Source organism: Micromonospora sp. MGP-C2, assembly GCF_057766525.1.
In genome coordinates, this window is record NZ_JBYMEN010000002.1 from 4,074,864 (window position 1) to 4,096,879 (window position 22,016).

Here is a 22,016-nt window from a genome sequence, read left to right on the forward strand (position 1 = left end):
TCAGCGGGCCGGCCCGCGATCCTCGAACTCGTACGTGGTGGTCAGGCCCTCGGGCAGGTCGGGAACCAGGGCGTTGGTGCCGTCGACCACCTGGACGTAGCGCTTGCCCTGGAAGATCGAGTAGCTGCCGTCGGGGACCTGATCGATCCGGAAGAACTGCGTCTCGGCGGCCGGGTCGCACCCCCGGCCGCGCACGCTGCCCGGCGCGGCGTCGTGCACGACGGTCATGCAGACCGCACCGGCACCCGTCGTCGAGGCGATCTGGTACCTGTCGCCCTGCGGGCGTAGGACCCAGAGCGACACGTCGTCGATGCCCGGCTCGCTGACGGCCCGCACCTGGTCGGTGCCAGGGCCGATCACCAACGCGGCTCCGCTCATGCCGGGCACCACGATCCGGACCTGACGCCTGCCACCGAGGATCTCCTGCGGACCGGCGGTGGCGGTCACGGATGGCACGACAGCCGGTGGGGCCTGGCTGGCCGGGCCGACATCGGGCGTGTCGACGTCGGCCCGTACCTGCGACAGCGCGGTGCCGGCGGCAACGGCCACGACAGCCAGCCCGGCTGCGGTGGCGGCCGTCCGGCGTCGCCGTCGCCGGTCGCTGCGGCGACGCAACGCCTGCGCCCCGGGCAGCGTGGTGACTCGCCGAACCTCGTCGGCGATCGCCGTGAGGTCGTCGCGCGGATCAGCCATGGGAGGTCTCCTCCTGGTGGGCATCGGTCAGCAGCCCGGCCATCGCTCTCCGACCTCGGGCGAGGTACGTCTTCACGGTCCCGACGGGCGCCTGCATCTCCGCTGCCACCTCGGCGACGCTGAGATCGTTGAGGTGGTGCAGCACGACGGCCCGGCGCTCGTTGGCACTGAGCCGCTGGAGCGCCTGCAACAGGGCGACGTGGTCCTCGTTCAGTCCGGGCACGCCCTGGTCGACGGCGGCCCGACGGTGGGCGCGTACCCGGTTGAAGGCCTTGCGCCAGCTGCTCACCGCGATCCGCGAGGCCACCCGGCGGACCCAGGCCTCCGGGCTGTCCGTCTCCCGCACCGTCCGCCAACGCTGCCAGGCCCGCATGAACGCCTCGGCGACGGCGTCCTCCGCCTCGGCGCGGTTGCCGGTCAGCGCGTACACGTGACCCACGACCCGACCCGCACAGGCCGCGTAGAGGGCGTCGAACTCCTCGGCATCACGCATCCGGCCGGTGCCCTCCCACGCCTCGTCCCCTGGTCACCGCGCATGCAACTCGCCCGGGCCGACCGGCCACGTCGGCGCGGGGCAGGAATGTGACCGCCATCACAGCATTGTGATCAACCTGACGCCCTGGCCAGGCGTCATCGTGCCGTCCCGGGAGAGGCCCGTGGCGGAGAGGACGATGTGCGACGACGGCAACGACGCGCCCTGACAGCCGGCGTACTCGCGACCGCGCTGGTCGCGGCAGGCCTGGCGGCCCAACCGGCGAGCGCGCAGACGAGGCCGACGGCCGCCGGCTCCGGCACTTCCGGCGCCTTCACCCTGATCACCGGTGACCGGGTGACGCTCGACGCGGACGGGCGGCCGGACATCCAGCGGGCGCAGGGACGGGCCGGCATGCGGTTCGTGAGCAGTCGGGAGGACGGTCACCAGTACGTCATCCCGGTCGACGCGATGCCACTGCTGCGCGACGGTCGGCTCGACCGGCGGCTGTTCGACCTCACCGCGCTCGGCGAGTTGGGCTACGACGACCGGGCAGCCGAGTTGCCGCTGCTGGTCGCGTACCCCGAGAACGAGGCGGCGCAGGCGCGGACCGCGACCGTCGGCGGTGACGGGCGGGTGCGGGCCGACCTGCCGGCCGCCCACGCGCTCGCGGTCCGGGCGGGCCGGGACGACCGGGTCACGCTCTGGGCCTCGCTGACCCGCGGGACGACCTCTGCGCGCACCCTCACCACCGGCGTCACCCACATCTGGTTGGACGGCAAGCGCAAGGTCTCCCTGGATCGCAGCGTGCCGCAGATCGGTGCGCCGGCGGCCTGGCAGGCCGGTTTCGACGGCACCGGCGTCACCGTCGGCGTGCTGGACACCGGAATCGACGCCAGCCACCCGGACTTCGCCGGGCACCTCACCGAGGTCCGGGACTTCACCGGCGGCAACGACCCCGGCGACGCGGTCGGCCACGGCACCCATGTGGCGTCGACCATCGTCGGCAGTGGGGCCGCGTCCGGCGGCAGGTACCGAGGTGTGGCGCCGGGGGCCAAGCTGCTCGTCGGCAAGGTCTGCGCCACCACCGAGTGCCAGGACTCGGACATCATCACCGGCATGCAATGGCTCGCGCCGCAGACGCGGGTGGTCAACCTCAGCGTGGGCGGCGACGACGCGCCCGGACTCGACCCGCTGGAGACCGCGGTCCAGGAGCTGAGCCACCGGTACGGCACCCTCTTCGTGGTCGCGGCCGGCAACGAGGGCAAGCCGAAGTCGGTGTCCTCACCGGCCTCCGCCGACGACGCCCTCGCGGTCGCCGCGGTCGACGCCGACGACCAGCGGGCCTACTTCTCCAGTCGGGGTCCGCGCATCGGCGACAACCACATCAAGCCCGAGATCAGCGCGCCCGGCGTCGACATCGTGGCCGCCGCGCCCGGCGGCGAGTACGCCACCATGTCCGGCACGTCGATGGCCACGCCGCACGTAGCCGGCACCGCCGCGATCCTCGCCGGGCAGCACCCGGACTGGGCCGGCCCGCAGCTCAAGGCTGCCCTGATGGACTCGGCAAAGCCGACCGGCGAGGACACCATCTACGAGCAGGGCGCCGGCCGGGTCGACATCGCCCGCGCGGTCGCCCAACCGGTCGCCGCCGAGGTCGCCGCCATCGACTTCCCGGTCCAGCGCTGGCCGCACGCCGACGACACCCCGGTCACCCAGGTCGTCGGCTATCGCAACACGGGCACCGCGCCGGTCACTTTGACGCTGGGCATCGCCCCGGCCCCGTCCGGCATGCTCACCGTCAGCCCGACCACCCTGGTGGTGCCGGCCGGTGGCCGCGCCCAGGCGACGATCACCGTGGACACCCGGGTGGACGCCCCGGACGGCGTCTACCAGGGGGCGCTGACCGCGACCGGCGCCGGCGACCTGCGGGTACGGACGCCGTTCGCGCTCAACCGCGAGATCGAGAGCTACGACGTACGGCTCGACCACACCGGACGCGACGGCAGGCCGGCCACCGAGTACACGACAGTGGCCGCGAACCTGGCCACCGGAGAGTTCAGCACCCTCGCCGTGGCCCCGGGCGGCGGAATCCTGCGCCTTCCCAAGGGCCGTTACGCGCTCTGGAGCACCATCCACGAGGCCGACATGTCGACCCTGCTCGTGCAGCCGGTCCTGGACGTACGCGGCCCGGTCACCGAGGCGCTCGACGCCCGTAACGCCAAACCGGTCGCCTTGACCGGGCCGGAGCGCGACGCCGCAGCCACCTCGATCAACGTGAGCGCCAACTGGGACGACGGCTTCCGCTATCCCGGCGTGCAGCTCAGCGGCGTGTCCTTCGCGGACGTCTTCTTCGGCCGGATCGGGCCCGCGGTCGCGGCACCCGAGTTCACCGCCACGCTCGGTGTCGGGCTCGCCCGACCGGGCAGGGACGGCACCTTCCGGAACAGCCCCTACACGTACGACCTGGCGTACGTCCGCCCGGGCGACATGTTCACGGGCCTGACCAGGAAGCTCTCACCGAAGAACCTGGCCACCGTACGGACGACCTACCGGAGCCAGTCCACGGCGACGACGGCCGTCCGGTTGCACCGTGCGGCGGCGCCCGGCGGCTCGGGCCCGATCGGTTCGAGGACGCCGATCGACCTGCCGTTCCGCGGCACCGAGTACCACAACACCGACGGTGGCATCAGCTGGACGTCCACGTTCGTCGAGGGCGACAACTCCACCACGCAGACGTCGACCTTCACAGCGGGTCGGTCGTACACCCAGACCTGGAACGCGGCGCCCTTCGGGCCCACCGTGGCCCAGGCACCGACGCTGTCGCCCCTGGGGTACGCGGGCCGCGACGGCGACACCATCTCGGTCGCGTCGTTGCCCCTGTTCGGGGATGCCACGGGTCGCCCCGCGAACCGCGATGACCGGCCGGTGCAGATCCGGCTACTGCGTGACGGCAAGGAGATCGGCACCTCGGACAGCCCGTGGGCCGAGTTCGCGGTGCCCGCCGGCAAGGCGACCTACCGTCTGGAGGCGACGGCCACCCGGGGCGCACCGGACACCCTGTCGACGTCGGTCTCGGTGGCCTGGACCTTCACGTCGGCGCACACCACGTCGCCGCAACGGTTGCCGCTGACGACGGTCCGGTCGACGCCCGTGCTCGACGACACCAACACGGGCCGGGCGGGCCGGATCACGACCATCCCGCTGGCGCTGGATCGGCAGGCGGGCTCGACGGCGGCGGCCAACCGCAGTCTCGGCGTGTCCGCGTCGTTCGACGACGGCAGGACGTGGATCGCGTTGCCGGTGCTCCGGAACGTCGCCCTCATCAGTCACCCCCGGCGAGCCGGGTTCGTCTCGCTGCGCCTGACGGCCACCGACACCGCCGGCAACACGGTCACGGAGACGATCCAGCGGGCCTACCGGATCGCCTGACACACTGCCCGGTCCGGGGTGGCGGCCGCTTGAGCCGCCGCCCCGGACCGGACCTCAGTGCCTCGGTGCTGGCGGGCCTGGCGTTCATGCCGATGGCGGTGCCGCAGGCCATCGGGGCCATGCAGATCGACGCCCGGCTGCCTACCGGACATCGCGCCCTTACCCGCGCACTGATCGGCGCGACTCCGCGTGCGGATGCGCGCCACCGGTGATCGAGGACACGGTGCACCGACGCGTCCGGCAGGGTGGAATCAGATGCGTGAGCAGAGCAGGCACCACGGGTGACGTTGTGAAGCGCACTCTGCCCATCCACGATCCGGCTTCCGCCAGCGGCGATGCCGCCTCCTCGCCGGACGAGCCGGTGCGGCCGGAGACCGCCCACCGGCAGCGCTGGGCGATCCAGACGATGGCTGTCTCATCCGACGACAAGGTGCTGGAGATCGGATGCGGTCGGGGGGCCGCCGTTTCTCTGGTCGCCAGCCGACTCACGACCGGCCGGATCGTCGCCATCGACCGGGCCGCGACGATGGTGCGAATTGCCACCAAACGGAACATGGCCCATATCAACGCCGGCCGAGCTGAAATTCGATGTGTCGGATTCGAGTCGGCGGACTTCGATTCGCTCCGTTTCGACAAGATCTTCGCAGTGAACGTCAGCATCTTCTGGCTGGGCGACGCAACACAGCAGATCGAACGGATGCGGAGCCTGCTGACGCCTGGTGGGCAGCTCTACGTGTTCGGCGAACGGCCCACAGCCGCACATGCCACCGCGAACCTCACCTCGACCACGATGCTGCTCGAAGCGCACGGGTTCGCGACAACCACAGCAAGCGCCACTCGCGGTAAGAGCCAGGTGCTCACCTGTGTGAGCGCCACACCAATCGACTGAATCGTGCATCTGCGGATGCGGTGTGGTCATCTTCGGGGCCCCGCCGAGACAACCGCTATTTGATCTATTGCGGACGGTGGATGCCAAACCGGGTGGCGCGGGTGACGTAGCATTGACCGCGAACGTTATTCGTCCCGGCACGGGGAGGAGCGGCATGAAGTTCGACATGGGAGCGCAGACTCTCGGCAGCCTCACCAAGCAGACCCAGGGATCATCTGATGATCTCGGCAGCCTGATCAAGCAGTTGATCGCTGCCGCTGAGCCGCTGCAGGGCAACTTCAACGGTGCCGGGCGGGTGGCATTCGATTCGTTCAAGGCCAACGCCGATTCGATCACCGCCTCTCTCAATTCCGCGCTGGGCGCGATTCTGGGCGGTCAGGGCGGAATGGATTCCGCGTTCGGCCAGGGTGACACCGAGATGGCCGACAACGCGTCGTCGGCGGCGGGCACCGCCAACTTCGACGCGGCCAGGTTCTCGAGCAGCCGCTGATTCCCGGGGGAGTGACAGGTTATGAGCACTGATCGACGCAGCTTTGACGTGGGCACCTCGCAGCAGGTCCAGAGCGACCTCGCCGGGATCATCGCCCGGCTGGAGGCCGTGATCTCGCAGCGCAGCGCCGACGTGTCGGCCGCGATGGCCGACTTCCAGGCCGACGGCGTCTCCGAGGAATACCGGACCGTCGAGGATCGGTGGAACCGCGCCGCCGGCGAGGTGCGCACGATCATCGATCTGGTGAAGACCACGATGGTCAAGAACGACGAGACGGCGACGACCACGCTGTCCAAGGCGCGCACGGCGGTGCAGTCCATCGGCTGAGTTATTTTCCATCGAGTGTTGACGAGGGAGCACAAGCGTGAGCGCCTGGGATATCTCCCCCGGTGGAGTGCGCGACGTCCTGAATCGCACCCATGCCGCGGCCGCCCCGTTCGAGGAGCAGATGACCAAGTTCAACTCGGCGCTGGAGGGTTCCGCCGTCCAGTCGAGTTCGGAGATCGTCGGCCAGGCACTTCAGGGCTTCGTTGAGTCGATCAAAACGGACCTCGAGTTCGTGTTCACTCGCACGGGGGCGTGCATGAATGCGGCGGCACAGGCGACCAACGCCTACGTCCAGGGTGATCTGGACATGGCCGCCAACGCGCAACGCAGTGCCTCGGCGGCACCCGACCCCTCGGCGACGATGCCGGGGCCGGGCCGTGGGGCGGTGCCGCGATGATCAATCCGGGGGAGATTCCCCAGATCCCCGGCAACATGGAGCAGTTGGCCACCCACGCACAGACGATCAAGACGACCGGTGTCGACTTTGCCAACACCGGTCAGACGATCGACACCACCTGGCAGGGGTTGGCTGCGGTATACGAGGCACCGGAGGCGGCACAACTGTTCGCCGCCTCCGGCCCGATACGCACCGTGTCGGCCTCGGTCGGTGAGGACGTCCAAGCCGTCGGCACCGCCCTGGCCACGTACGCCAGCGAGGTCAAGGAGATCAAGGCCCAACTCGCGGCACTGAAGGGCCAGGCGGAGCAGTTCGTCGAGTCGACAAAGGACGACGACGACTGGCGTGAGGACGAGGGCAAGGTCAACCAGCACAACGGCCTGATCTCTGCGGTGAACACGCAGGTCGCGGCGTTCTTCGAGGCGCAGCGCAAGTGCGCCAACACAATCAACGCTCTGTACGGGGGCCGCCAGTACCGCGTCGACAACGCCGACGGCCGAGCCGACGACGGCGAGTACGGCTTCAACGCCGACACGCTCAACGCCGCGGCCGGCGAGGACGGCGCACTGCCCTGGGGCAGCAACGAGGAGCACGACCGCGGGTTCCTCGGTGACGTGGGCGCGTTCTTCGGTGGCATTGGTGAAGGCTTCGTCACCATGCTCGAAGACCTCGGCGGGCTGATCGGCCGCGACCCGACGACCGGCGAATGGAGCTGGGGCACCGCCGGCCAGTCATGGTTGGGCCTCGGCAAGTTCGTCTGGGCGGTCTCCATCTACATCAACCCGGTCACCATCGTGATCGACCAGACGGTCGGCATGCCGTTCCTGGAGAAGCGCGAGGCGGGCAACCTTCTCCTCAACGCCGGCAAGAGCATCATCGCCTACGACATGTGGAGTGAGGACAAGTCGAGGGCGGGCGGCCTCGCCACGTTCAACATCGTCTCCGCCGTCGTCGGCACCAAGGGGGCCGGCTCCGGCGTACGCGGCGCGGGTGCCGCGGTCAACAGCATCCGGGGCAGCGCGACCGCCGCCCGAATCGGCGCCGGGCTGGTCCGCGCCGGCAACTGGCTCGACAACCTGCCCACGGTGGGCGAGGTCGCCATCAACTTCGCCAAGAAGTTCGACATCCAGATTCCGCAGATTGGGCCCTTGCCCGCCATCGCCGGCGACGTGCCGGTAGGGCGCGGCTTCGACGTCGAGATGCCGAACGACCGCGGCGGCAACCCGATGAACATGGACTCCGGCAACGGCCCTGGCGGCGGCCACCCGGACCCTGAGCCACGGACGCCGAGCGGGCACGAAGGCGACCCGCCAAGTCGAGACGTGGATCCCGACGGCAGCCCTCGGAACAACGACAGCAACGACTCGGGTCCTGACGTCGATCCAGATGACAAGCCCACAGGGCAGGGCGGCGGCGAACGCGGCGAGGGGACTGCCGACAACGAGCCCGTGTCAGGTGGGCCGCCCGAGCCCGACAACGCGAGAGACTACAAGCCGCCGTCAGCGGGTGACCAGCGCGTAGAGAACCCGCCAAACTTCCCCGAACCCGAGGACCCGGGTCCCGCTCCCAACCTGAGGGATCCGGATTACGCGCGAGACCCGAGCCGGGGCTCCATCGTCGATGAAATCGACGTGAGTGACACCAGCCGAGTAACGACTCGAGACGGCATTATTACCGAGATCGATGGCAAGCCGGTCCGGGATTACATGGAAGACCTGTCCCGGCAGCGTGCAATTGAAGACCATGCACCGGGGCGCGAACGAGGCGAGGGCCCAGTGTCCGCCACCGCCATCGATCTCCGCACGGGCAAGATCGCCGAAGGCGTCAACGGCACCGATCTTGACCTGATCGAGCCGAAGAATCTGCACCCGTTGATTCGGGACAACTACCTGGACATGGCGGAGTGGAAACACCCGGTCATGCGATCGGAGACCGAAGCCGCGCAGGTGCCGGTGCTCGATCCGGTAACCGGCCGGGCAGTCCGGAACGACGCGGGCGAAATCGTGACCAAGGACGCGGTGCTGGATGGGCAGGCGCACTTCGACCATCCGCTACGCCACGCCGAGGTCAAGGCGACCAATGAGCTGCTGTGGGAGCGCCAACGATTGCACGATGAGCAATGGAGACGCGAACACGGCCCGGATTCGGAGCCACCGCCACTGGGCCGGGACGTCCTCGAAGAAATGCGTTTCGATCCACGCTGGCTGGACGGACGTGGCCATTCGCCCGGCGACCCGGCCCCAGCCTGCGGAAACTGCAGCAGTATACTCCGGGGCGTCCCGAGTTACACCGGTCGCTACCAGTTCCCGCCTGGCGACTACCGGCGTAAGGATACGTTCGAGCCTCCGTGGAGTGACTGATGCGTGTTGACGAGGAAGAGACTTACGTAGGTGACGACCTTCGGGTGATGCACGGTGACAAACCCTTCACCGGCGAGGTGACAGCCATGGGTCCCGAGGGGAATATCGTCGAGCTCGCCACCTACTTCGACGGCGTTCCCCACGGGCCTCAGATCATCTGGTATTCGAATGGCCAAAAGAAGCAGGAAGGCGTGCGTGACTACGGTCGCAACGTCGGGGAATGGCGACGGTGGCATGAAAACGGCCAGCTGGCCGAATGCACCGTGTTCGGCGACCAGAACTTGCCAGCAAGCCGAAAGCGTTGGGATGACCAGGGAAATCTGACCGAGGACCGCTCGTAGCCTCCCAAGGCATCCCGCACCATGGCCGGACTGGGCCATCCCGACGGTTCAACCAGTGTTCGGCGAGCGCCTCAATTGTTGACCACCTCGGACGGTCTTCGTGGCCTCAGGGCTGCGGAGACCGTCCGGGATCGCTCAGACCGTAGCGGCGCAGCACGGCAGAAAGATTCTCGTACGGAGCGCTCGGCCCGCCGTCCAACCTGTACCACCACGCTCGACGCGCACTTCGGCCAAGTGCCCGACCGCTGACGATCTCGGGCTCGGAGTCGAGCGCCTGTTCCTGACGGCCGACCAGGATGCCCCACGGCAGCGAGGGAAGGCTCGGCGTGCTGGACCGCACTCCGCCGGACCGGCCCGGGTGCACGGCCACGATCATGCTGCGGACGGTCGACGCCAGCTTCTCGGCGAGTGCCTCGACCGTCGCCTCGTCAACAGCCGACAGTGGGGGGCCGGCCAGCCGGAGTTGTTCGCGGACGCCGACGTCGACCCGCTCGACAGTGAGGACACCGAGCAGCGCCGACCGGTTGTCGCCGCCGACGATCGCCACGCTGGTCGGTGCCGGTGCGCGCGTACGACAGAAGGACGTGAGGTCGCGGCGCGACCATGTCTCGGTCACCGGCTCGGCGACGCCCCACCCGGCCGGATCGTTGCTGGTGAGAGCGCGCACGGCGGCCTCGGTGCTGGCGCCGAGGTCCAGGGCCTCGGTGGCCGGGTGCAGCGTGACGATCTGGATCTCCAGGCCGCCGGTCCACGGTTCGGAGGTCGGCAGCGCGCCGGCGCCCCGGGAGCCGTTGGCGGACGAGAAGCGGTGGCCGTCCCACTGCAGCGGCAGGCCGGTGAGCCCGTCGCGGTACTGGTCGTCGGCGCGCACCACCCACTGCCCCTGTGCCTGCGCGAGCATCACCTCGACCGGGTACGTGATGAAGCCGTCGGCCGGAGTGACGAGCTGGAGCATCAGCCCGTTGCGGACCGCGTCGACAGCGGCTTCGGCGAGCCAGGGCGACAGGCCGACCACCGTACGGTGCTGGTGCAGGACGACGGCCTTGTCGCTGATCGTGTCGGTCGTCCCCGTCATCGGTCCGCCCATGTCAGCCCTCCCGTTATCGATACGAGCGCGGCGGTGAAGCGGCGGGTCACCTCGGCGGCCCGCGGGTCGCCGTCGGGTGCCCGACTCTCCACCCACCAGACGCGGCCGCCGAAGGAGTCGTCGAGCGTGACCCCGAGCAGCCTCTCCGCCTCCCCTGGCACCTGCACCAGTCGCGCGGTCTCGACGGTCAGCAGCAGCCGCCCGTCGCCGGGGTCGAACAACTGCACCAGCCCGGCCGAGTCGACAGTGTCCATCTTGAGATCGGACCCGACGGCGAGCAGGGCGCCGAGCATCGCGGCAGCGTCGGGCTCGGCGCGGCACAGGGCCACCGTGTCGTACGTCATCAGTGCTCCTTGGTCTCGCCGAGGTACGCGGTCTGGGTCATGCGTGGGGGGTGCCCGGGGCGGATGAGCTGTCCGCGCCCCACCGGTAGGACCATCGGCCGTACGCCAGTGAACAGTTGCCCCTCCGTCCGGTCACCGGACATGAGCAGGCCCAGGCAGCCGGCCTCGCGAACGGCCAGCGGGAACGGCTCGAACAGGCCACGTGAGGCGCCGGCCACCCGGCGGGTCATCACGACGTGCAGCCCGGTGTCGCGCCCGGCCGCCACGTACGGGACGAACGCGCCGAGCGGTTGGCTGGCCGACGCGGCGAGGATGTCGTAGTCGTCGATGAGCAGCACGATCCGTGGACGTGCCGCCTCGGACGGCTGCCTCTTCGCCAGCTCCTTGCACACCGCCGCAGACAACTGCTGGGCGAGTGTGGCGTTGGTGGCGTAACCACCGAGGTAGGACTCCGGCACCACGTCGGCGAGCCCCCGACGCGGATCGAACACGGCGAACACCAGCTCGTCGGAGGTGAACTGCCCCATCAACTCCTCGGCCACCAGCCGCAGCAGGTTCGTCTTGCCGGTCCGGGGATCGCCGAGGACGAGAAGGTGCTGGTCGCGGCCGAAGAGGTCGAGCACGGCAGGGGTGAAGTCGCTCTCGAACCGACCGAACGGCACCACCCCGTGCCCGGCCGGCGTGCCGGCGAGGTCGGCCACCGGCAGCACGGCGGGCAGCACCCGGACGGGTGGCGGCACGGGCCCCGACCACGATCCTCGTACCGACTGCACGGCCGCGACCAGGCCGGCGTTCGACGGGTCGGGCTGGCCGTCCAGGCGCGGAAGGGCAACCTGGGCGAACAGCTTGCCGCTGGTCAGCGCCCGGCCAGCCTGGTCCGCCGGGATGCCCCGGGCCAGCCTGCCGTCAATGCTGGACTCGGCGGGCTCGGTGAGCCGCAGCTCGATCCGGTTGGCGAAGGCGACCTGCTGCGCGGCGCGCACCTCGTTCCACCGCCGGGCGGTGCCGATCACATGGATGCCGTAGCGGCCACCCCGGGCGAGCAGGTCGTGCACCTTGGGTTCGAGGCTCTCGAACTCGGCGTTGAGCTGGCCGTACCCGTCGATCAACAGCACCACGTCGACGCAGCCGAGCTCCGCGCGTACGCGCTCGTCGGCGGCACGCAGGTCGTTGATGGTGTCGAACTGGTGCTGGGTGTAGATGCGCTGACGTTGCGCGAGCATCGCGTGCACCTCGTCGACGGTGCGTCGGATGCGCTCGCGGTCCACTCGACTGGCGACGCCGCCGACGTGGGGCAGCTCGGCCAGGCCGGCCAATCCGTTGCCCAGCAGGTCGATGCCGTAGATCCCGACGTCGGTCGGACGGTAGGTGGTGGCCAGGCCCAGCGCCAGGGTGCGCAGCGCTGTCGTCTTGCCGGTGCCGGGTCCACCGAGTACGAGGGCGTTGCCCCCGCCCACGGCCAGGTCGATCAGCCAGGGGCCCTGCCACTGGCGGGCCGGGTCGTCGAGGCGGCCCAGCGGCACCGGCAGCCCGGTGGCGGTCTGCTCGGCGATGTCCAGGCGGAGCCCGTCCGGGGTGCTGCGGATCCCACCGGCCGCCTGGTCGAGGGTGAGCGCGGCCGGCAGCGGTGGTAACCAGATGGCCTGGACACGCTGGTCACTCATCGACATCTGCTCCACCACTGTCGACAGCAGCGTCGGGCCGGTGGTGCGTCTGGTCGCCTTCGGCTCCTCGGGTGCGTCGTCATCGGTGTCCCGGCGGACGGTGCCGAACACCGGCATGGGCTTCGCCAACGGGCCGACGATCGGGGCGAGCTCTGCTTCGGCGCCGTCGGTGAGCGGGCCGGACACGTAGGCGGCCTTGAACCGCTGGTAGATCGAGACGTCGACCTTCAGATACCCGTTGCCGGGCAACGGCGGCAACTGGAACGCGTCGACCGTGTCGAGAACGGTGCGCGACTCCATCTCGGTGAGCGTGCGCAGCCCGAGGCGGTAGGCCAGGTAGTTTTCCAGGCCGCGCATCTTGCCCTGCTCGACCCGCTGGCTGGACAGCAGCAGGTGCACCCCGATGGACCGGCCGATCCGCCCGATCCGGAGGAACAGGTCGATGAACTCCGACTTGGCGGCGAGCAGCTCGCCGAACTCGTCGATGAGCACGAGCAGATGCGGCAGCGGTGGGAGGGTGCTGCGCTCGCCCTGCACCGCGCGGAGCAGGTGGTACTCGACGATGTCGGTGACCTTGCCCGCGTCGGCGAGCAACTGCTGGCGGCGCTGCACCTCGCCGTCGAGGCTGGTGTACATCCGTTCCACCAGCGCGGCGTCGGCGACCAGGTTGGTGATCAGGCCGGAGACGTGCGGCATCTCGGCGAACGGTGCGAACGTCGCGCCACCCTTGTAGTCGACGAGCACCATCGCCAAGCGGTCGGGCGGGTGGCTCGCCGCCAGGGCGAGCACGAGCGTCCGCAACAGCTCACTCTTGCCCGACCCGGTGGCACCGACGCACAGCCCGTGCGGACCCATCCCGAGCTGAGCGGACTCCTTGAGGTCGAGCAGCACCGGGCGTCCCACCGGGTCGACCCCGATCGGTACGCGCAGGAAGTCGCGCTCGCCCCGTGGCCGCCACAGCGTGGCGAGGTCCAGGTTCGTGGGATCGGACAGCCCCAGCAGATCCTGGAAGTCCGCCGGCGGGGTGCCCGTGCCGTCGTCGTAGGAGTCGGCCGACAGCCGCAGCGGCGCGATCCCCCGGGCGAGGCCCTCGACGAGCGGCACCGGCACCTCGTCGACAGTGCCGGTCACGGTCATCGGCGGCGACGCGGTGAGGTCCTCCAGGACGAGTGAGCTGCCGTCGATGGTGATCCGCCGGGAGATGTCGCCGGGCTCGTGCAGCCGGTCGGCGAGCAGGTGCACGACTGTGACCCCGAGGCTCCCGAGGCTCACGAACTGGTCGGGGCTCGCCAACCCGCGTGCGACCTCGCCGTGGGCATCGTCGATGACCAGCAACCTCGACCGCGTACGGGCCTCGGCGCGCCCGGCGTTGTGGCGGAAGGACTTGAGCGCGTTGGTGGCCCGCTCCTCCAGGTCCACGGCGAGCAGCTCGGCGAGCGTCTCTGGGGCGGTGACCAGCAGCGGGGTCGGGCCACTCGGGCCGATCGACGTCCGGTCGAGCAGGTGCGGCAGCCAGCGCGCCCACTGCCAGGTCACCGCCCGCTCCGGGGTGGTGACGATCGCGAGCGTCACGTCGTCGGGGGCGTGGAACGCGGCGACCTGGACGAGGATGGCGCTGGCGAGGGCGACCACCTCCTGGTGGTCCGGTGAGATCACGCTGACATCGCCGGCGCAGTCCAGGTCGACCCGCAGCGGCAGCCCCGGCGTCAGTTCGAAGCGGCGCATCAGCGAGTGGGCCTCGTGGCGCATGAACGGGTCGAGGGGGTTGGTCGGTGTGCTCTGCTCGCGCAGTTGGATCGGCCGGACGGGCAGCGCGCCCATGCCGACCCGTACCCGTAGGAAGTCGATGTCGGCGCGGCGGCGCTCCCACAACCGCGCCGGGCTGCGCACGACGTCGAGCAGTCGGCTGACCGGCGGGTCGAGCACTGTCGCCTGCTCCTGGAGGCGCTGCTCGTCCTCGCGCAGTTGCTCGCGTAGCTCTTCCAGGTAGTCCTGGTACCGCTCGCGCTGGACCCGGCGCTGCCGACCGGCCTTGCCGAGCTGGGTGAGGTACATCGCCCCGGCGGCGGCCAGCGCGACGACCATGACCACCGCCCCCAACGCCGCGAAGCCGGAGCCGCGCATGAACATCATCATGCTCATCGCCACCCCCGCGCCGGCCATCGGCAGCAGCGCCTGGAGCCCCACCGCGGATCGGCCGTCGGGCAGCTGCGGTGGCGCGTCCAGCACGAGCGGGTCCATGGTGGATGCCGGGCGGGCCATCCGGGTGGGGCGGTGCACCATGCGGGTCGACATCGGGGCGTCCTCCGCTTACATCCGCCTGGCCGCAGCCAGGGCGAACGCGGCCGCGCGGGTCGCCTCGACGACCGTCGCCTCACCGATCCGCGACGGCGTGATGAGCGCGCCGGCAGCCAGGTGACGGTCGTAGGGCAACACCACCACCGGTACGGCTGTCTGCTCGATCAGCTCGCGCGCGGCGTCGTCGACAAGGGCGGCCCGGCCATCGGGGTTGCTGGAGTTCAGGACGACCACCACACGTGCCAGCCACGACCCGTAACCGCTGTCGATGATCCGCCGCAGTGCCTGGTAGGTGGCCCGGACCCCGTCCGGCGTCGCCGCGGCGACGAGCACCACCGAGTGCGCGTCGGACATCGCCGCCGCCGCCGTCCGCGACTCCAGGCCAGGTGGGCAGTCGACGACGGCGACAGCGAAGAGGCGCGACAGTGACCGCGTCACCTCGCTGCACAGGGTCGGGTTCGCGGTGCCGCTCGGCAGCACCCACAGGCCCGTGCCGGTGCGCGGAAGGAACGGTTCGAGCGCGCGGAGATCACCGCCCCGTGCCCCGATCAGGTCGGGTGCCAGCCGGTCCAGGGGCGGTTCGCTCGGCACGCCGAGCCGCCAGGTCAGCGAGCCCTCGTACGGGTCGGCGTCGGCGGCGAGCACCGGATCGGACCGGCGCGCCGCGAAGACCGATGCCAGCACCGCCGCCACCGTGGTCTTTCCTGCCCCACCGTGCACGGAGGCCACCGCGATCCGCCGGCCGGTGTGCACCGGCACCTGCACCTCGGCGGCGAGGTCGGCGAGCGCCCGGGTCGCCCGGCTGCTGGTGAACATTCGGCTGGCGCTGCGCCACATCCGTCGCAGTGGCGGATCGCCGGCACGGATCCGCCGGACGATCGACAGGTCGTTCGGCTCCGACCCCGCAGGATCGCCAGGTGCCCGGGGCGTCGGTGCCGGTCGGGGTGCCTGCGCGGGCTGCGGCGGTGCCTGCGGTGCCGACGCTGGCTGGCGAGGAGCGGCAGCGGGGGTGGTCGAGCTGTCCTGCACCCGCCGCTGTGGTGGGTACGGTCCGTGCCCCCCGGAATGGGTCGGGCCGGGCACCGGTGGAGCGCTCATGCCACCGCCTCAATCAGAACGTGGTGAGAAGTCGCGAGTAGAGCCCGAACACCCCGACCGCCACGGGCACCAGTGCCATCACGGTCAGCGCCTCGGCGCGGTCGGCGTACTGCCGGGCTCGGGCCAGCGCGTGCGGTGGCGGCCGGTACGCCAGGATCACGAGGGCCACCGCGCAGACGGCCAGCGCCGCGAGCGCCGGACCCCACCACGCGTCGGGCGTGTCCCGCACCCAGCGCGTCAGCAGGCCGCCGACGATCACCAGAGCACCGGCCACCAGCCCCACCACCTCGACGGCCAGCGGGAACGCCCGCATCCGCAGCAGCAGAGCACTGGCCACCAGGGCCGCCAGCACCAGCGCCCACGGGCCCACCGTGGCCGCCAGGACGAGACCGCCGAGCGTCGCCGACGTCGCCGTCGCCACGGCCGCCACGGCCAGCCCGCGGTGCGCGGAGTCGACAGCGGCCTCCACCGTCACGCGACTCACCAGCTCGTCGTTGCTCCGCCGGTCGTCGAGGCGGGTGAGCCCGGACGCGATCATCGCGATCCGGGGCAGGAGCCCCAGCATGCCGACGGACACGATCGCCAGCACCGCCGCGACACGCTCGGCAGGCATGTCGAGCGCCAGCGGTACGCCCCAACCAGCCACCAGTGCCAGCACCGTCCCGCCACCGAGCACGCCGGCGCGACGGTTGCCCGTAACCGCGCCCACGGCGAGCACGACGCAGCCGACGCCGACAGCCCAGAGCGCCCAGCGCAAGGTCTGCCCGTTCGTCAGCCCGGGCACCATGCTCATCGCCATCGCGGCACCGCTGAGCAGCACCGCCATCCCGACGACCCGCTTGGCCACCAGCCCGACGAGGAGGCCGGCCAGCGCGATCACACCGCCGATCGCGCTCACCAGCACGGCCCCCAGTCGCGGGGCGGCGAGCACGGCCGCCATCGTCGCGGCGAGCAGGCACACGGCGGTGGCGGTCCACATCCGGGCGGCAACGCCCCAGCGGCCGTACCGCCGAGAAGGTCGTCGCCGACCTCGTCGGCGACGTCGTGCACGATCGCCGCCGGCGGCGCCTCGGAGATCGGGTCGACCCGCAGCATCGCGCCGTCCGGGACGGCCGCCTGTCGCAGGCTGCCGGCCGGATCGAGCACTGTGCCGTCGAGGGTGCTGATCTGGTATCCCCGCGAATCGTCCATCGGTCGGTGGCCGACCATGGCGACGATCTCGGGCAGCAGGAGGCCGAGCGGTTCGTCGGCCGGCAGCACCAGGTCGATGCGTCGACGCGCGCCGGCCAGGGTCACCCGGCTGAGCTGGCCTGCGGCGGTGGGCGATTGCGCCTGGGTCATCGCGTGCCCTCCGACTGGACCGTCGGAGGGTTGCGGGCCCTCTGCTGATCGGCGATGACGTCCTTGAGGAAGGACCAGCCCACACACCCGGCGCACGCCACGGCCGCCAACACGAGCCCGATCCGCAGCCACCTGAACCCGTCACCCGTGGCACGGACCCGGCGCTGCCGGCCCCACAGCAGCAGCTCACGCATCCGGGCGCGGCGGACCGCGACCGACTCGATGAGCTGGGTGTCGTATTCACGAGCCACGGGCCGATTCTATCCACGCCCGCTAATCCGAAGGGGGTGTCGATCGTGGGGTGCGACGGAGGTCGGGCCGCCAGCCAGATCCACGCGCCTGCATGTTCGCTCTTCGTGGAAAGAGCCCCCGGGCGGATCAATCCGCCGGGGGCCCTTCTCCATCACTTCGGTTACCTGACCTGCCCGAACCCGCCGAGGACGACGATCTCAGGAGGCCGACAATCCGCGACGAGTCAGACCTGCGTCATGACTCAGCGCTGCAGGGTCAGCAGACCCGGCCGGTACGGCAGGAGGCCGTAGTCGACGCCGTTGGAGCTGGGGGAACGACCCTGGTAGAGCAGTTGCAGGTTGCAGGCGTTGACCGTCATCGTCTGGTCGGCACTGGTCCGCAGCAGCTCACCGTGGCTGATGTCGTTGGTCCAGGTGGCGCCGCTGTTGGCCTTGCCGGCGAAGGGGTTGCTCTCGCTGGCGGCCTGCGGCGTCCACGAACCGCCGAGGCTGGTGGCCGTGAACGAGCGGAAGTAGCGGCCCTGCGAGCCGATCGCCTCGACGATCATGAGGTACTTGTTCAGGCCCTGGAGCTTGTAGACCTGCGGGGCCTCGAACAGGTTGTTCGTGGTGTCACTCATGATGGTCGTGTAGCTGCTGCCGAAGCTGCCCGGGAAGTTCCCGATCGGCATGCTGGCCCGGTAGATCTTGCCGTTGTCCCCGGCGAAGAACAGGTACATGTTCGTACCGTCGCCGATGAGGGTCTGATCGATCGGGCCGGTGCCCGAGCCGGTGATGCTTCCGGTGAACAGCGTCTGCGCCGCGGACCACCCGTTCGGGTTGGTCGGGTCGGTCGAGGTCCGGTAGGAGAACGCCGGCCCGCCCCACTGGTAGGCGAGCACCCAGATGTTCTTCGGCGCGAAGTAGAACAACGACGGCGCCACAGTCCCCGAGTTCATCGCGTTCTGACTGGCCGAGGCCATCTGCGAGTAGTTCGAGAAGAGGCCGAAGTTCATCGAACCCCAGCTGGACCCGAAGTCGTGCGTGGTGGCGTAGACGAGCTGCTGGCCGTTGTACGGAGCAACAGTGAAGTCCTTGAGCGACACCCAACCCGACCTCGGGTTGGCCAACACCCCTGTGGAGGACCACCGGTACGTCGAGGGAAGGTCGCACGTGCCGCCCGGCGGCGGGGTCGTCGGAGGCGGCGTGGTGGGGTTGCCTCCACCGTCGACGCGGACGAGCTGCCACTGCTGGTTGGCGCCGTTCCAGTCGTCGTACTGCACGATGTTGCCGCCGTCTGCGGTTGAGGCGCCCTGCACCTCCATCACCTTGTTGCTGTTGCGGTTGATCAGCCGGACGTAGCCGCTGTCCGAGTCGGCCAACCGGAACTGCTGGTTGGTGCTGTTGTTGTCAGTCCACTGCACGATGCTGGCGCCGTTGGCCGTCGAGAAGCCCGAGACGTCCAGCACCTTGCCGGACAGCCGGGACTTCAACCGGTAGTTGCCACTCCCGGAGTCGACGAACTGCCACTGCTGCTGGTTGCCGTTGTTGCGGGCCCACTGGGTGATCCGGGCGCCGTCATTCGTGGCCAGGTTGTAGACGTCCAGGGCCTTGCCGCTGTTGCGGTTGACCAACACGTACCACGCGGTCGTGTCGACCGTCGCCGCGGCGGCGGGTGACGACACCACTGCTGCGGCGACACCGCCGACCATCACCGCCATCGCGCCGGCAGCGAGAACTCGGGGCAACCACCATCGCCGCCGCGCCGGCGGCGCGATCGATGGAGACCTATCAAGGGCAGACATGATCCTCCTTCAATGACCAAGAGCCGAGCGGCCTGCCCGAAGATGGGCGCACCGCGACGCGTGGCCGGGCACATGCGTCGTAGTAGTTAGCGCTAACAAGACTTCCGCATGCCCTGGCGCACGCCTGATTCGAGGTCGACGAAGCGGGCTCGCCCGGTAAGCCAAAGGTGTCGTCGTCCTTAAGCATCGACTGTGAGCGATAACATGGCGTTCGTCAAGTCGTAACTTGCTGGGAACATCGGTCGATGGCGCACGGTGATCCTTGGACGTGATCACCTTCCGCGGGCTCCGCCCCCTGCCTCCGGCCCGGACCCCACTCGAACCCTTGAGCGAGGCCCCTCGTGCGCGCTAACATCGACGGCTGCCCATGACGCGGAGCGCCCCGCCGCAGCGCGGCCGGCCGAATCGGCCAGACCCGCATCAGGATTCAGAACACCACCCGGAGCCCTCGACTGTCGCCCGGGCTCGGCTCGGTGACGTCTGCCCCGTACACCCGGTTGCCGGTAGCGCGTGGACCGCACGGCCGGGCCCCCGGCGCGGAGACACCTTGTGGGGTGATGCGACGTCGAATATCGTCCCGATGTATCGGCTCGATATATCAAGGCGGCGCTTTCCGGCCGCCCGTTTGATTCGGGAGGTGCGATGAGGTCGATCGACTACGACACGGAGCAGCACCAGGACTACGCGCGAGGCCGGGCACTCGCCCAGCAGCAACTGCGCGAATGGATCAGAGCCTTCGAAGCGGTACTGCCCGATCGGCGTCCGCTCACGGGGCTCGACGTCGGGTCGGGGACCGGCAGGTTCACACCCGCGCTGGCGGAGGAGTTCGGGCCGGTCACCGGCGTCGAGCCATCGGTCCGGATGCGCGAGGTCGCACAGACGCAACCCCAGCACCCGGACGTGCGGTATCTGGCCGGCGCCGCCCAGGACCTGCCGGTGCCGTCCGACAGCGTCGACTACGCACTCATGTTCCTGTCCTGGCACCACGTCCAGGACAAGCCCCGGGCAGCCCGGGAGCTGACCAGGGTGATCAGGCCCGGCGGCCGGCTGCTGCTGCGGGCGAACTTCAGCGACCACCATCCCCGGCCGTGGTGGCTGGCGCACTTCCGCAACGGGTACGAGGTGGACGCTGCCCTGTTTCAGCCACTGCACGAGGTCATCGCGATGTTCACGTCCCTCGGCTGGCGCGTCGCCAGCTTCGACACTGTCACCGAGCCGTCCTCCGGCACCTACGGCGACATGCTCGAACGGCTGCGCCTGCGTACTCTCTCGTTCTTCGCGCAGCTCAGGCCCGACGACCTGGAGGTCGGCTTCCGCCGGTTGGAGGAGGCCGTCGCCGCGGACCCCGACGCGCCGGCACCCGTGTTCGCCGAGCCGCTGCTCACCCTCGAACGCGCCAACGACCACTAGGCGCGTATGTCAGGCGGTTGCTGGGGCGTCCCTGCGGTCCGTTGCCACGCCATCGGGCAGGGCGAAGCGGATCACGAGCGGACCACGACGTCCGAGCGCCCACACGGCGAGCGCGAAGCAGCAGAGTGCAGTACCCGTGATCGTGACCGCTGCCCAGCCACCCACGGACCAGAGCATGGTCGCGACGGCGGAGCCGACAGCCGCGCCGATGAAGTTGCTGACGGCCAGCGCAGTGTTGAGCCGGCTGCGGGCTTCGTGGGAGAGGGCGAACAGCCGCGCCCGATTGAGGAGGGCCTGCGTCTGGAGAGCAACGTCGATCATGACGATCACGGTGATGAGAAGGACGACGGACCGACCGGCGAACACCGCGACGACGAAGGCACACAGGGCCAGCACCCAGGCCGCACCGGTGGCCGGCAACGACCAGCCGCGGTCGTGCAGACGACCGCCGCGCAGGCCGGAGAGGACACCAGCGAGCCCAGCCAACCCGAACAACCCGATCACCGGCGCCGGGTACCGAAACGGTGGGCCGCTGAGCAGGAACGTCAGCGCCGTCCAGAACAGCGAGAACGCGGCGAAGCCGGTGGCGGCCAGGACCAGCGTCCATCGAGCCGCTCGCTCGCGCATGACCACCGCGCCGACCGAGGCGAGAAGCTGTGGGTACGGCATGCGCGTCCGCGGTGCCAGCGGCGGAATCGCGCGGTAGAGCAGGACCGCGAGCAGCACGGCGACGACCGCGGCGAGGACGAAGATCGCACGCCACCCCGCGGCCTCGGCGACGAACCCGCTGATGGTGCGGGAGGCCAGGATCCCGGTGAGGGTCCCGGACCCGACGGTGCCGACCACCCGGCCACGGTCGGCAGCACCGGCAAGATCACCGGCGAGCGGGGTGAGGACCTGCCCGGAAATCGTCGTCACGCCGAGCACGCCGAGTGCGAGCAGGAGTACGCCCATCGACGGCGCCAGCGCGCACAGCAACAGTGCGGCCGCCGAGGCCAACAGCATCAACGGGACGAGCCGACGACGGTCGAGGACATCGCCGAGCGGCACGAGCAGCAACACGCCCACGGCGTATCCGACCTGCGTCGCGGTGACGAGCCAGCCGGCCGTCGCGGTCGCGGTATGCAGGTCGCCTGCGATGAAGCCCAGCAGCGGCTGCGCCCAGTACAGGTTGCCGATGGCCACTCCCGCCGCCACCGCGAACAGGAACGTCAGTCGTCGGCTCATCTGCGACGGCGCTGCCATGCGGCTACTCCCGTCCCGGTCAGCCAGATGTCGGCGGCGGGTGCGACCCTCAGAACTCTGCCTCAAGCGACACGTCGCCCGCGAGGTCTGTGA

At 70.2% G+C, this 22,016-nt stretch carries 19 protein-coding genes; 8 read left to right on the forward strand and 11 right to left on the reverse strand.

Annotation, left to right across the window (positions count from 1 at the left end):
• Complete coding sequence (locus AC3CF1_RS18600) at positions 1 to 693, reverse strand: hypothetical protein (protein WP_488450925.1); 693 nt, start codon at positions 691 to 693, stop codon at positions 1 to 3.
• On the reverse strand, positions 686 to 1,186 hold the full coding sequence (locus AC3CF1_RS18605) for a sigma-70 family RNA polymerase sigma factor (protein ID WP_124822440.1): 501 nt from the start codon (positions 1,184 to 1,186) through the stop codon (positions 686 to 688). The genes AC3CF1_RS18600 and AC3CF1_RS18605 overlap by 8 nt, the downstream gene beginning before the upstream one ends.
• Before the next feature lie 180 nt (positions 1,187 to 1,366).
• Between AC3CF1_RS18605 and AC3CF1_RS18610 the strand changes: the two genes are divergently transcribed.
• The 7 genes from AC3CF1_RS18610 to AC3CF1_RS18640 all read left to right on the forward strand — a co-directional run bounded on the left by AC3CF1_RS18610 (position 1,367) and on the right by AC3CF1_RS18640 (position 9,401).
• Positions 1,367 to 4,597 carry a S8 family peptidase gene (locus tag AC3CF1_RS18610; RefSeq protein WP_488450926.1) on the forward strand — a complete coding sequence of 1,077 codons (3,231 nt, stop codon included), beginning with the start codon at positions 1,367 to 1,369 and terminating at the stop codon, positions 4,595 to 4,597.
• Between the two features lie 289 nt (positions 4,598 to 4,886).
• A complete protein-coding gene (locus tag AC3CF1_RS18615; protein ID WP_488450927.1) occupies positions 4,887 to 5,486 on the forward strand; it encodes a class I SAM-dependent methyltransferase in 600 nt (199 codons plus the stop codon).
• Positions 5,487 to 5,640: 154 nt separating this feature from the next.
• A complete protein-coding gene (locus AC3CF1_RS18620) occupies positions 5,641 to 5,976 on the forward strand; it encodes a hypothetical protein (RefSeq protein WP_088950652.1) in 336 nt (111 codons plus the stop codon).
• 21 nt (positions 5,977 to 5,997) lie between these two features.
• Positions 5,998 to 6,303, forward strand: a complete 306-nt coding sequence (locus tag AC3CF1_RS18625; RefSeq protein ID WP_088950653.1) for a pore-forming ESAT-6 family protein — start codon at positions 5,998 to 6,000, stop codon at positions 6,301 to 6,303.
• 37 nt (positions 6,304 to 6,340) lie between these two features.
• Positions 6,341 to 6,700 carry a DUF6507 family protein gene (locus tag AC3CF1_RS18630; protein WP_488450928.1) on the forward strand — a complete coding sequence of 120 codons (360 nt, stop codon included), beginning with the start codon at positions 6,341 to 6,343 and terminating at the stop codon, positions 6,698 to 6,700.
• Positions 6,697 to 9,060: a hypothetical protein gene (locus tag AC3CF1_RS18635; protein ID WP_488450929.1), complete on the forward strand. Its 2,364-nt coding sequence runs from the start codon at positions 6,697 to 6,699 to the stop codon at positions 9,058 to 9,060. Before AC3CF1_RS18630 ends, AC3CF1_RS18635 begins: the two co-directional genes overlap by 4 nt.
• The gene (locus tag AC3CF1_RS18640; RefSeq protein WP_355159590.1) at positions 9,060 to 9,401 is read left to right on the forward strand and encodes a toxin-antitoxin system YwqK family antitoxin; all 342 of its coding nucleotides are present in this window, start codon (positions 9,060 to 9,062) and stop codon (positions 9,399 to 9,401) included. The genes AC3CF1_RS18635 and AC3CF1_RS18640 overlap by 1 nt, the downstream gene beginning before the upstream one ends.
• Before the next feature lie 106 nt (positions 9,402 to 9,507).
• Here the strand turns inward: AC3CF1_RS18640 and AC3CF1_RS18645 are convergent, their stop codons facing one another.
• The 8 genes from AC3CF1_RS18645 to AC3CF1_RS18680 form a co-directional block, all read right to left on the reverse strand.
• Complete coding sequence (locus AC3CF1_RS18645; RefSeq protein ID WP_488450930.1) at positions 9,508 to 10,476, reverse strand: DUF6177 family protein; 969 nt, start codon at positions 10,474 to 10,476, stop codon at positions 9,508 to 9,510.
• Complete coding sequence (locus AC3CF1_RS18650) at positions 10,473 to 10,832, reverse strand: hypothetical protein (RefSeq protein ID WP_328369120.1); 360 nt, start codon at positions 10,830 to 10,832, stop codon at positions 10,473 to 10,475. Before AC3CF1_RS18650 ends, AC3CF1_RS18645 begins: the two co-directional genes overlap by 4 nt.
• The gene (gene eccCa / locus AC3CF1_RS18655; RefSeq protein WP_488450931.1) at positions 10,832 to 14,791 is read right to left on the reverse strand and encodes a type VII secretion protein EccCa; all 3,960 of its coding nucleotides are present in this window, start codon (positions 14,789 to 14,791) and stop codon (positions 10,832 to 10,834) included. Before eccCa ends, AC3CF1_RS18650 begins: the two co-directional genes overlap by 1 nt.
• Positions 14,792 to 14,806: 15 nt before the next feature.
• Complete coding sequence (locus AC3CF1_RS18660) at positions 14,807 to 15,610, reverse strand: MinD/ParA family ATP-binding protein (protein ID WP_488450932.1); 804 nt, start codon at positions 15,608 to 15,610, stop codon at positions 14,807 to 14,809.
• A gap of 295 nt (positions 15,611 to 15,905) precedes the next feature.
• A complete protein-coding gene (locus AC3CF1_RS18665; protein WP_488450933.1) occupies positions 15,906 to 16,871 on the reverse strand; it encodes a type VII secretion integral membrane protein EccD in 966 nt (321 codons plus the stop codon).
• Positions 16,787 to 17,233 (reverse strand): EsaB/YukD family protein, encoded by a 447-nt coding sequence (locus AC3CF1_RS18670; RefSeq protein ID WP_488450934.1) that lies wholly within the window; start codon positions 17,231 to 17,233, stop codon positions 16,787 to 16,789. Before AC3CF1_RS18670 ends, AC3CF1_RS18665 begins: the two co-directional genes overlap by 85 nt.
• Entirely contained in the window at positions 17,230 to 17,484 is a 255-nt protein-coding gene (locus AC3CF1_RS18675) for a hypothetical protein (protein ID WP_238644919.1), read from the reverse strand. The genes AC3CF1_RS18670 and AC3CF1_RS18675 overlap by 4 nt, the downstream gene beginning before the upstream one ends.
• Positions 17,485 to 17,726: 242 nt before the next feature.
• Complete coding sequence (locus AC3CF1_RS18680; protein WP_355159600.1) at positions 17,727 to 19,268, reverse strand: non-reducing end alpha-L-arabinofuranosidase family hydrolase; 1,542 nt, start codon at positions 19,266 to 19,268, stop codon at positions 17,727 to 17,729.
• 642 nt (positions 19,269 to 19,910) lie between these two features.
• Here AC3CF1_RS18680 and AC3CF1_RS18685 point away from each other — a divergent pair.
• Positions 19,911 to 20,678 carry a class I SAM-dependent methyltransferase gene (locus AC3CF1_RS18685; RefSeq protein WP_355159602.1) on the forward strand — a complete coding sequence of 256 codons (768 nt, stop codon included), beginning with the start codon at positions 19,911 to 19,913 and terminating at the stop codon, positions 20,676 to 20,678.
• A gap of 9 nt (positions 20,679 to 20,687) precedes the next feature.
• On the opposite strand, the gene AC3CF1_RS18690 is transcribed toward AC3CF1_RS18685, so the two are convergent.
• The gene (locus tag AC3CF1_RS18690; RefSeq protein WP_488450935.1) at positions 20,688 to 21,923 is read right to left on the reverse strand and encodes an MFS transporter; all 1,236 of its coding nucleotides are present in this window, start codon (positions 21,921 to 21,923) and stop codon (positions 20,688 to 20,690) included.
• Positions 21,924 to 22,016 lie beyond the last annotated feature (93 nt).

Coding starts and splice junctions, on each gene's coding strand:
- AC3CF1_RS18605 (WP_124822440.1), bottom strand. CDS start 1,186: ATGCGTGATGCCGAGGAGTTCGACGCCCTCTACGCGGCCTGTGCGGGT.
- AC3CF1_RS18665 (WP_488450933.1), bottom strand. CDS start 16,871: ATGTGGACCGCCACCGCCGTGTGCCTGCTCGCCGCGACGATGGCGGCC.
- eccCa (WP_488450931.1), bottom strand. CDS start 14,791: ATGTCGACCCGCATGGTGCACCGCCCCACCCGGATGGCCCGCCCGGCA.
- AC3CF1_RS18645 (WP_488450930.1), bottom strand. CDS start 10,476: ATGACGGGGACGACCGACACGATCAGCGACAAGGCCGTCGTCCTGCAC.
- AC3CF1_RS18600 (WP_488450925.1), bottom strand. CDS start 693: ATGGCTGATCCGCGCGACGACCTCACGGCGATCGCCGACGAGGTTCGG.
- AC3CF1_RS18620 (WP_088950652.1), top strand. CDS start 5,641: ATGAAGTTCGACATGGGAGCGCAGACTCTCGGCAGCCTCACCAAGCAG.
- AC3CF1_RS18685 (WP_355159602.1), top strand. CDS start 19,911: ATGAGGTCGATCGACTACGACACGGAGCAGCACCAGGACTACGCGCGA.
- AC3CF1_RS18690 (WP_488450935.1), bottom strand. CDS start 21,923: ATGGCAGCGCCGTCGCAGATGAGCCGACGACTGACGTTCCTGTTCGCG.
- AC3CF1_RS18635 (WP_488450929.1), top strand. CDS start 6,697: ATGATCAATCCGGGGGAGATTCCCCAGATCCCCGGCAACATGGAGCAG.
- AC3CF1_RS18650 (WP_328369120.1), bottom strand. CDS start 10,832: ATGACGTACGACACGGTGGCCCTGTGCCGCGCCGAGCCCGACGCTGCC.
- AC3CF1_RS18625 (WP_088950653.1), top strand. CDS start 5,998: ATGAGCACTGATCGACGCAGCTTTGACGTGGGCACCTCGCAGCAGGTC.
- AC3CF1_RS18660 (WP_488450932.1), bottom strand. CDS start 15,610: ATGTTCACCAGCAGCCGGGCGACCCGGGCGCTCGCCGACCTCGCCGCC.
- AC3CF1_RS18680 (WP_355159600.1), bottom strand. CDS start 19,268: ATGTCTGCCCTTGATAGGTCTCCATCGATCGCGCCGCCGGCGCGGCGG.
- AC3CF1_RS18640 (WP_355159590.1), top strand. CDS start 9,060: ATGCGTGTTGACGAGGAAGAGACTTACGTAGGTGACGACCTTCGGGTG.
- AC3CF1_RS18670 (WP_488450934.1), bottom strand. CDS start 17,233: ATGACCCAGGCGCAATCGCCCACCGCCGCAGGCCAGCTCAGCCGGGTG.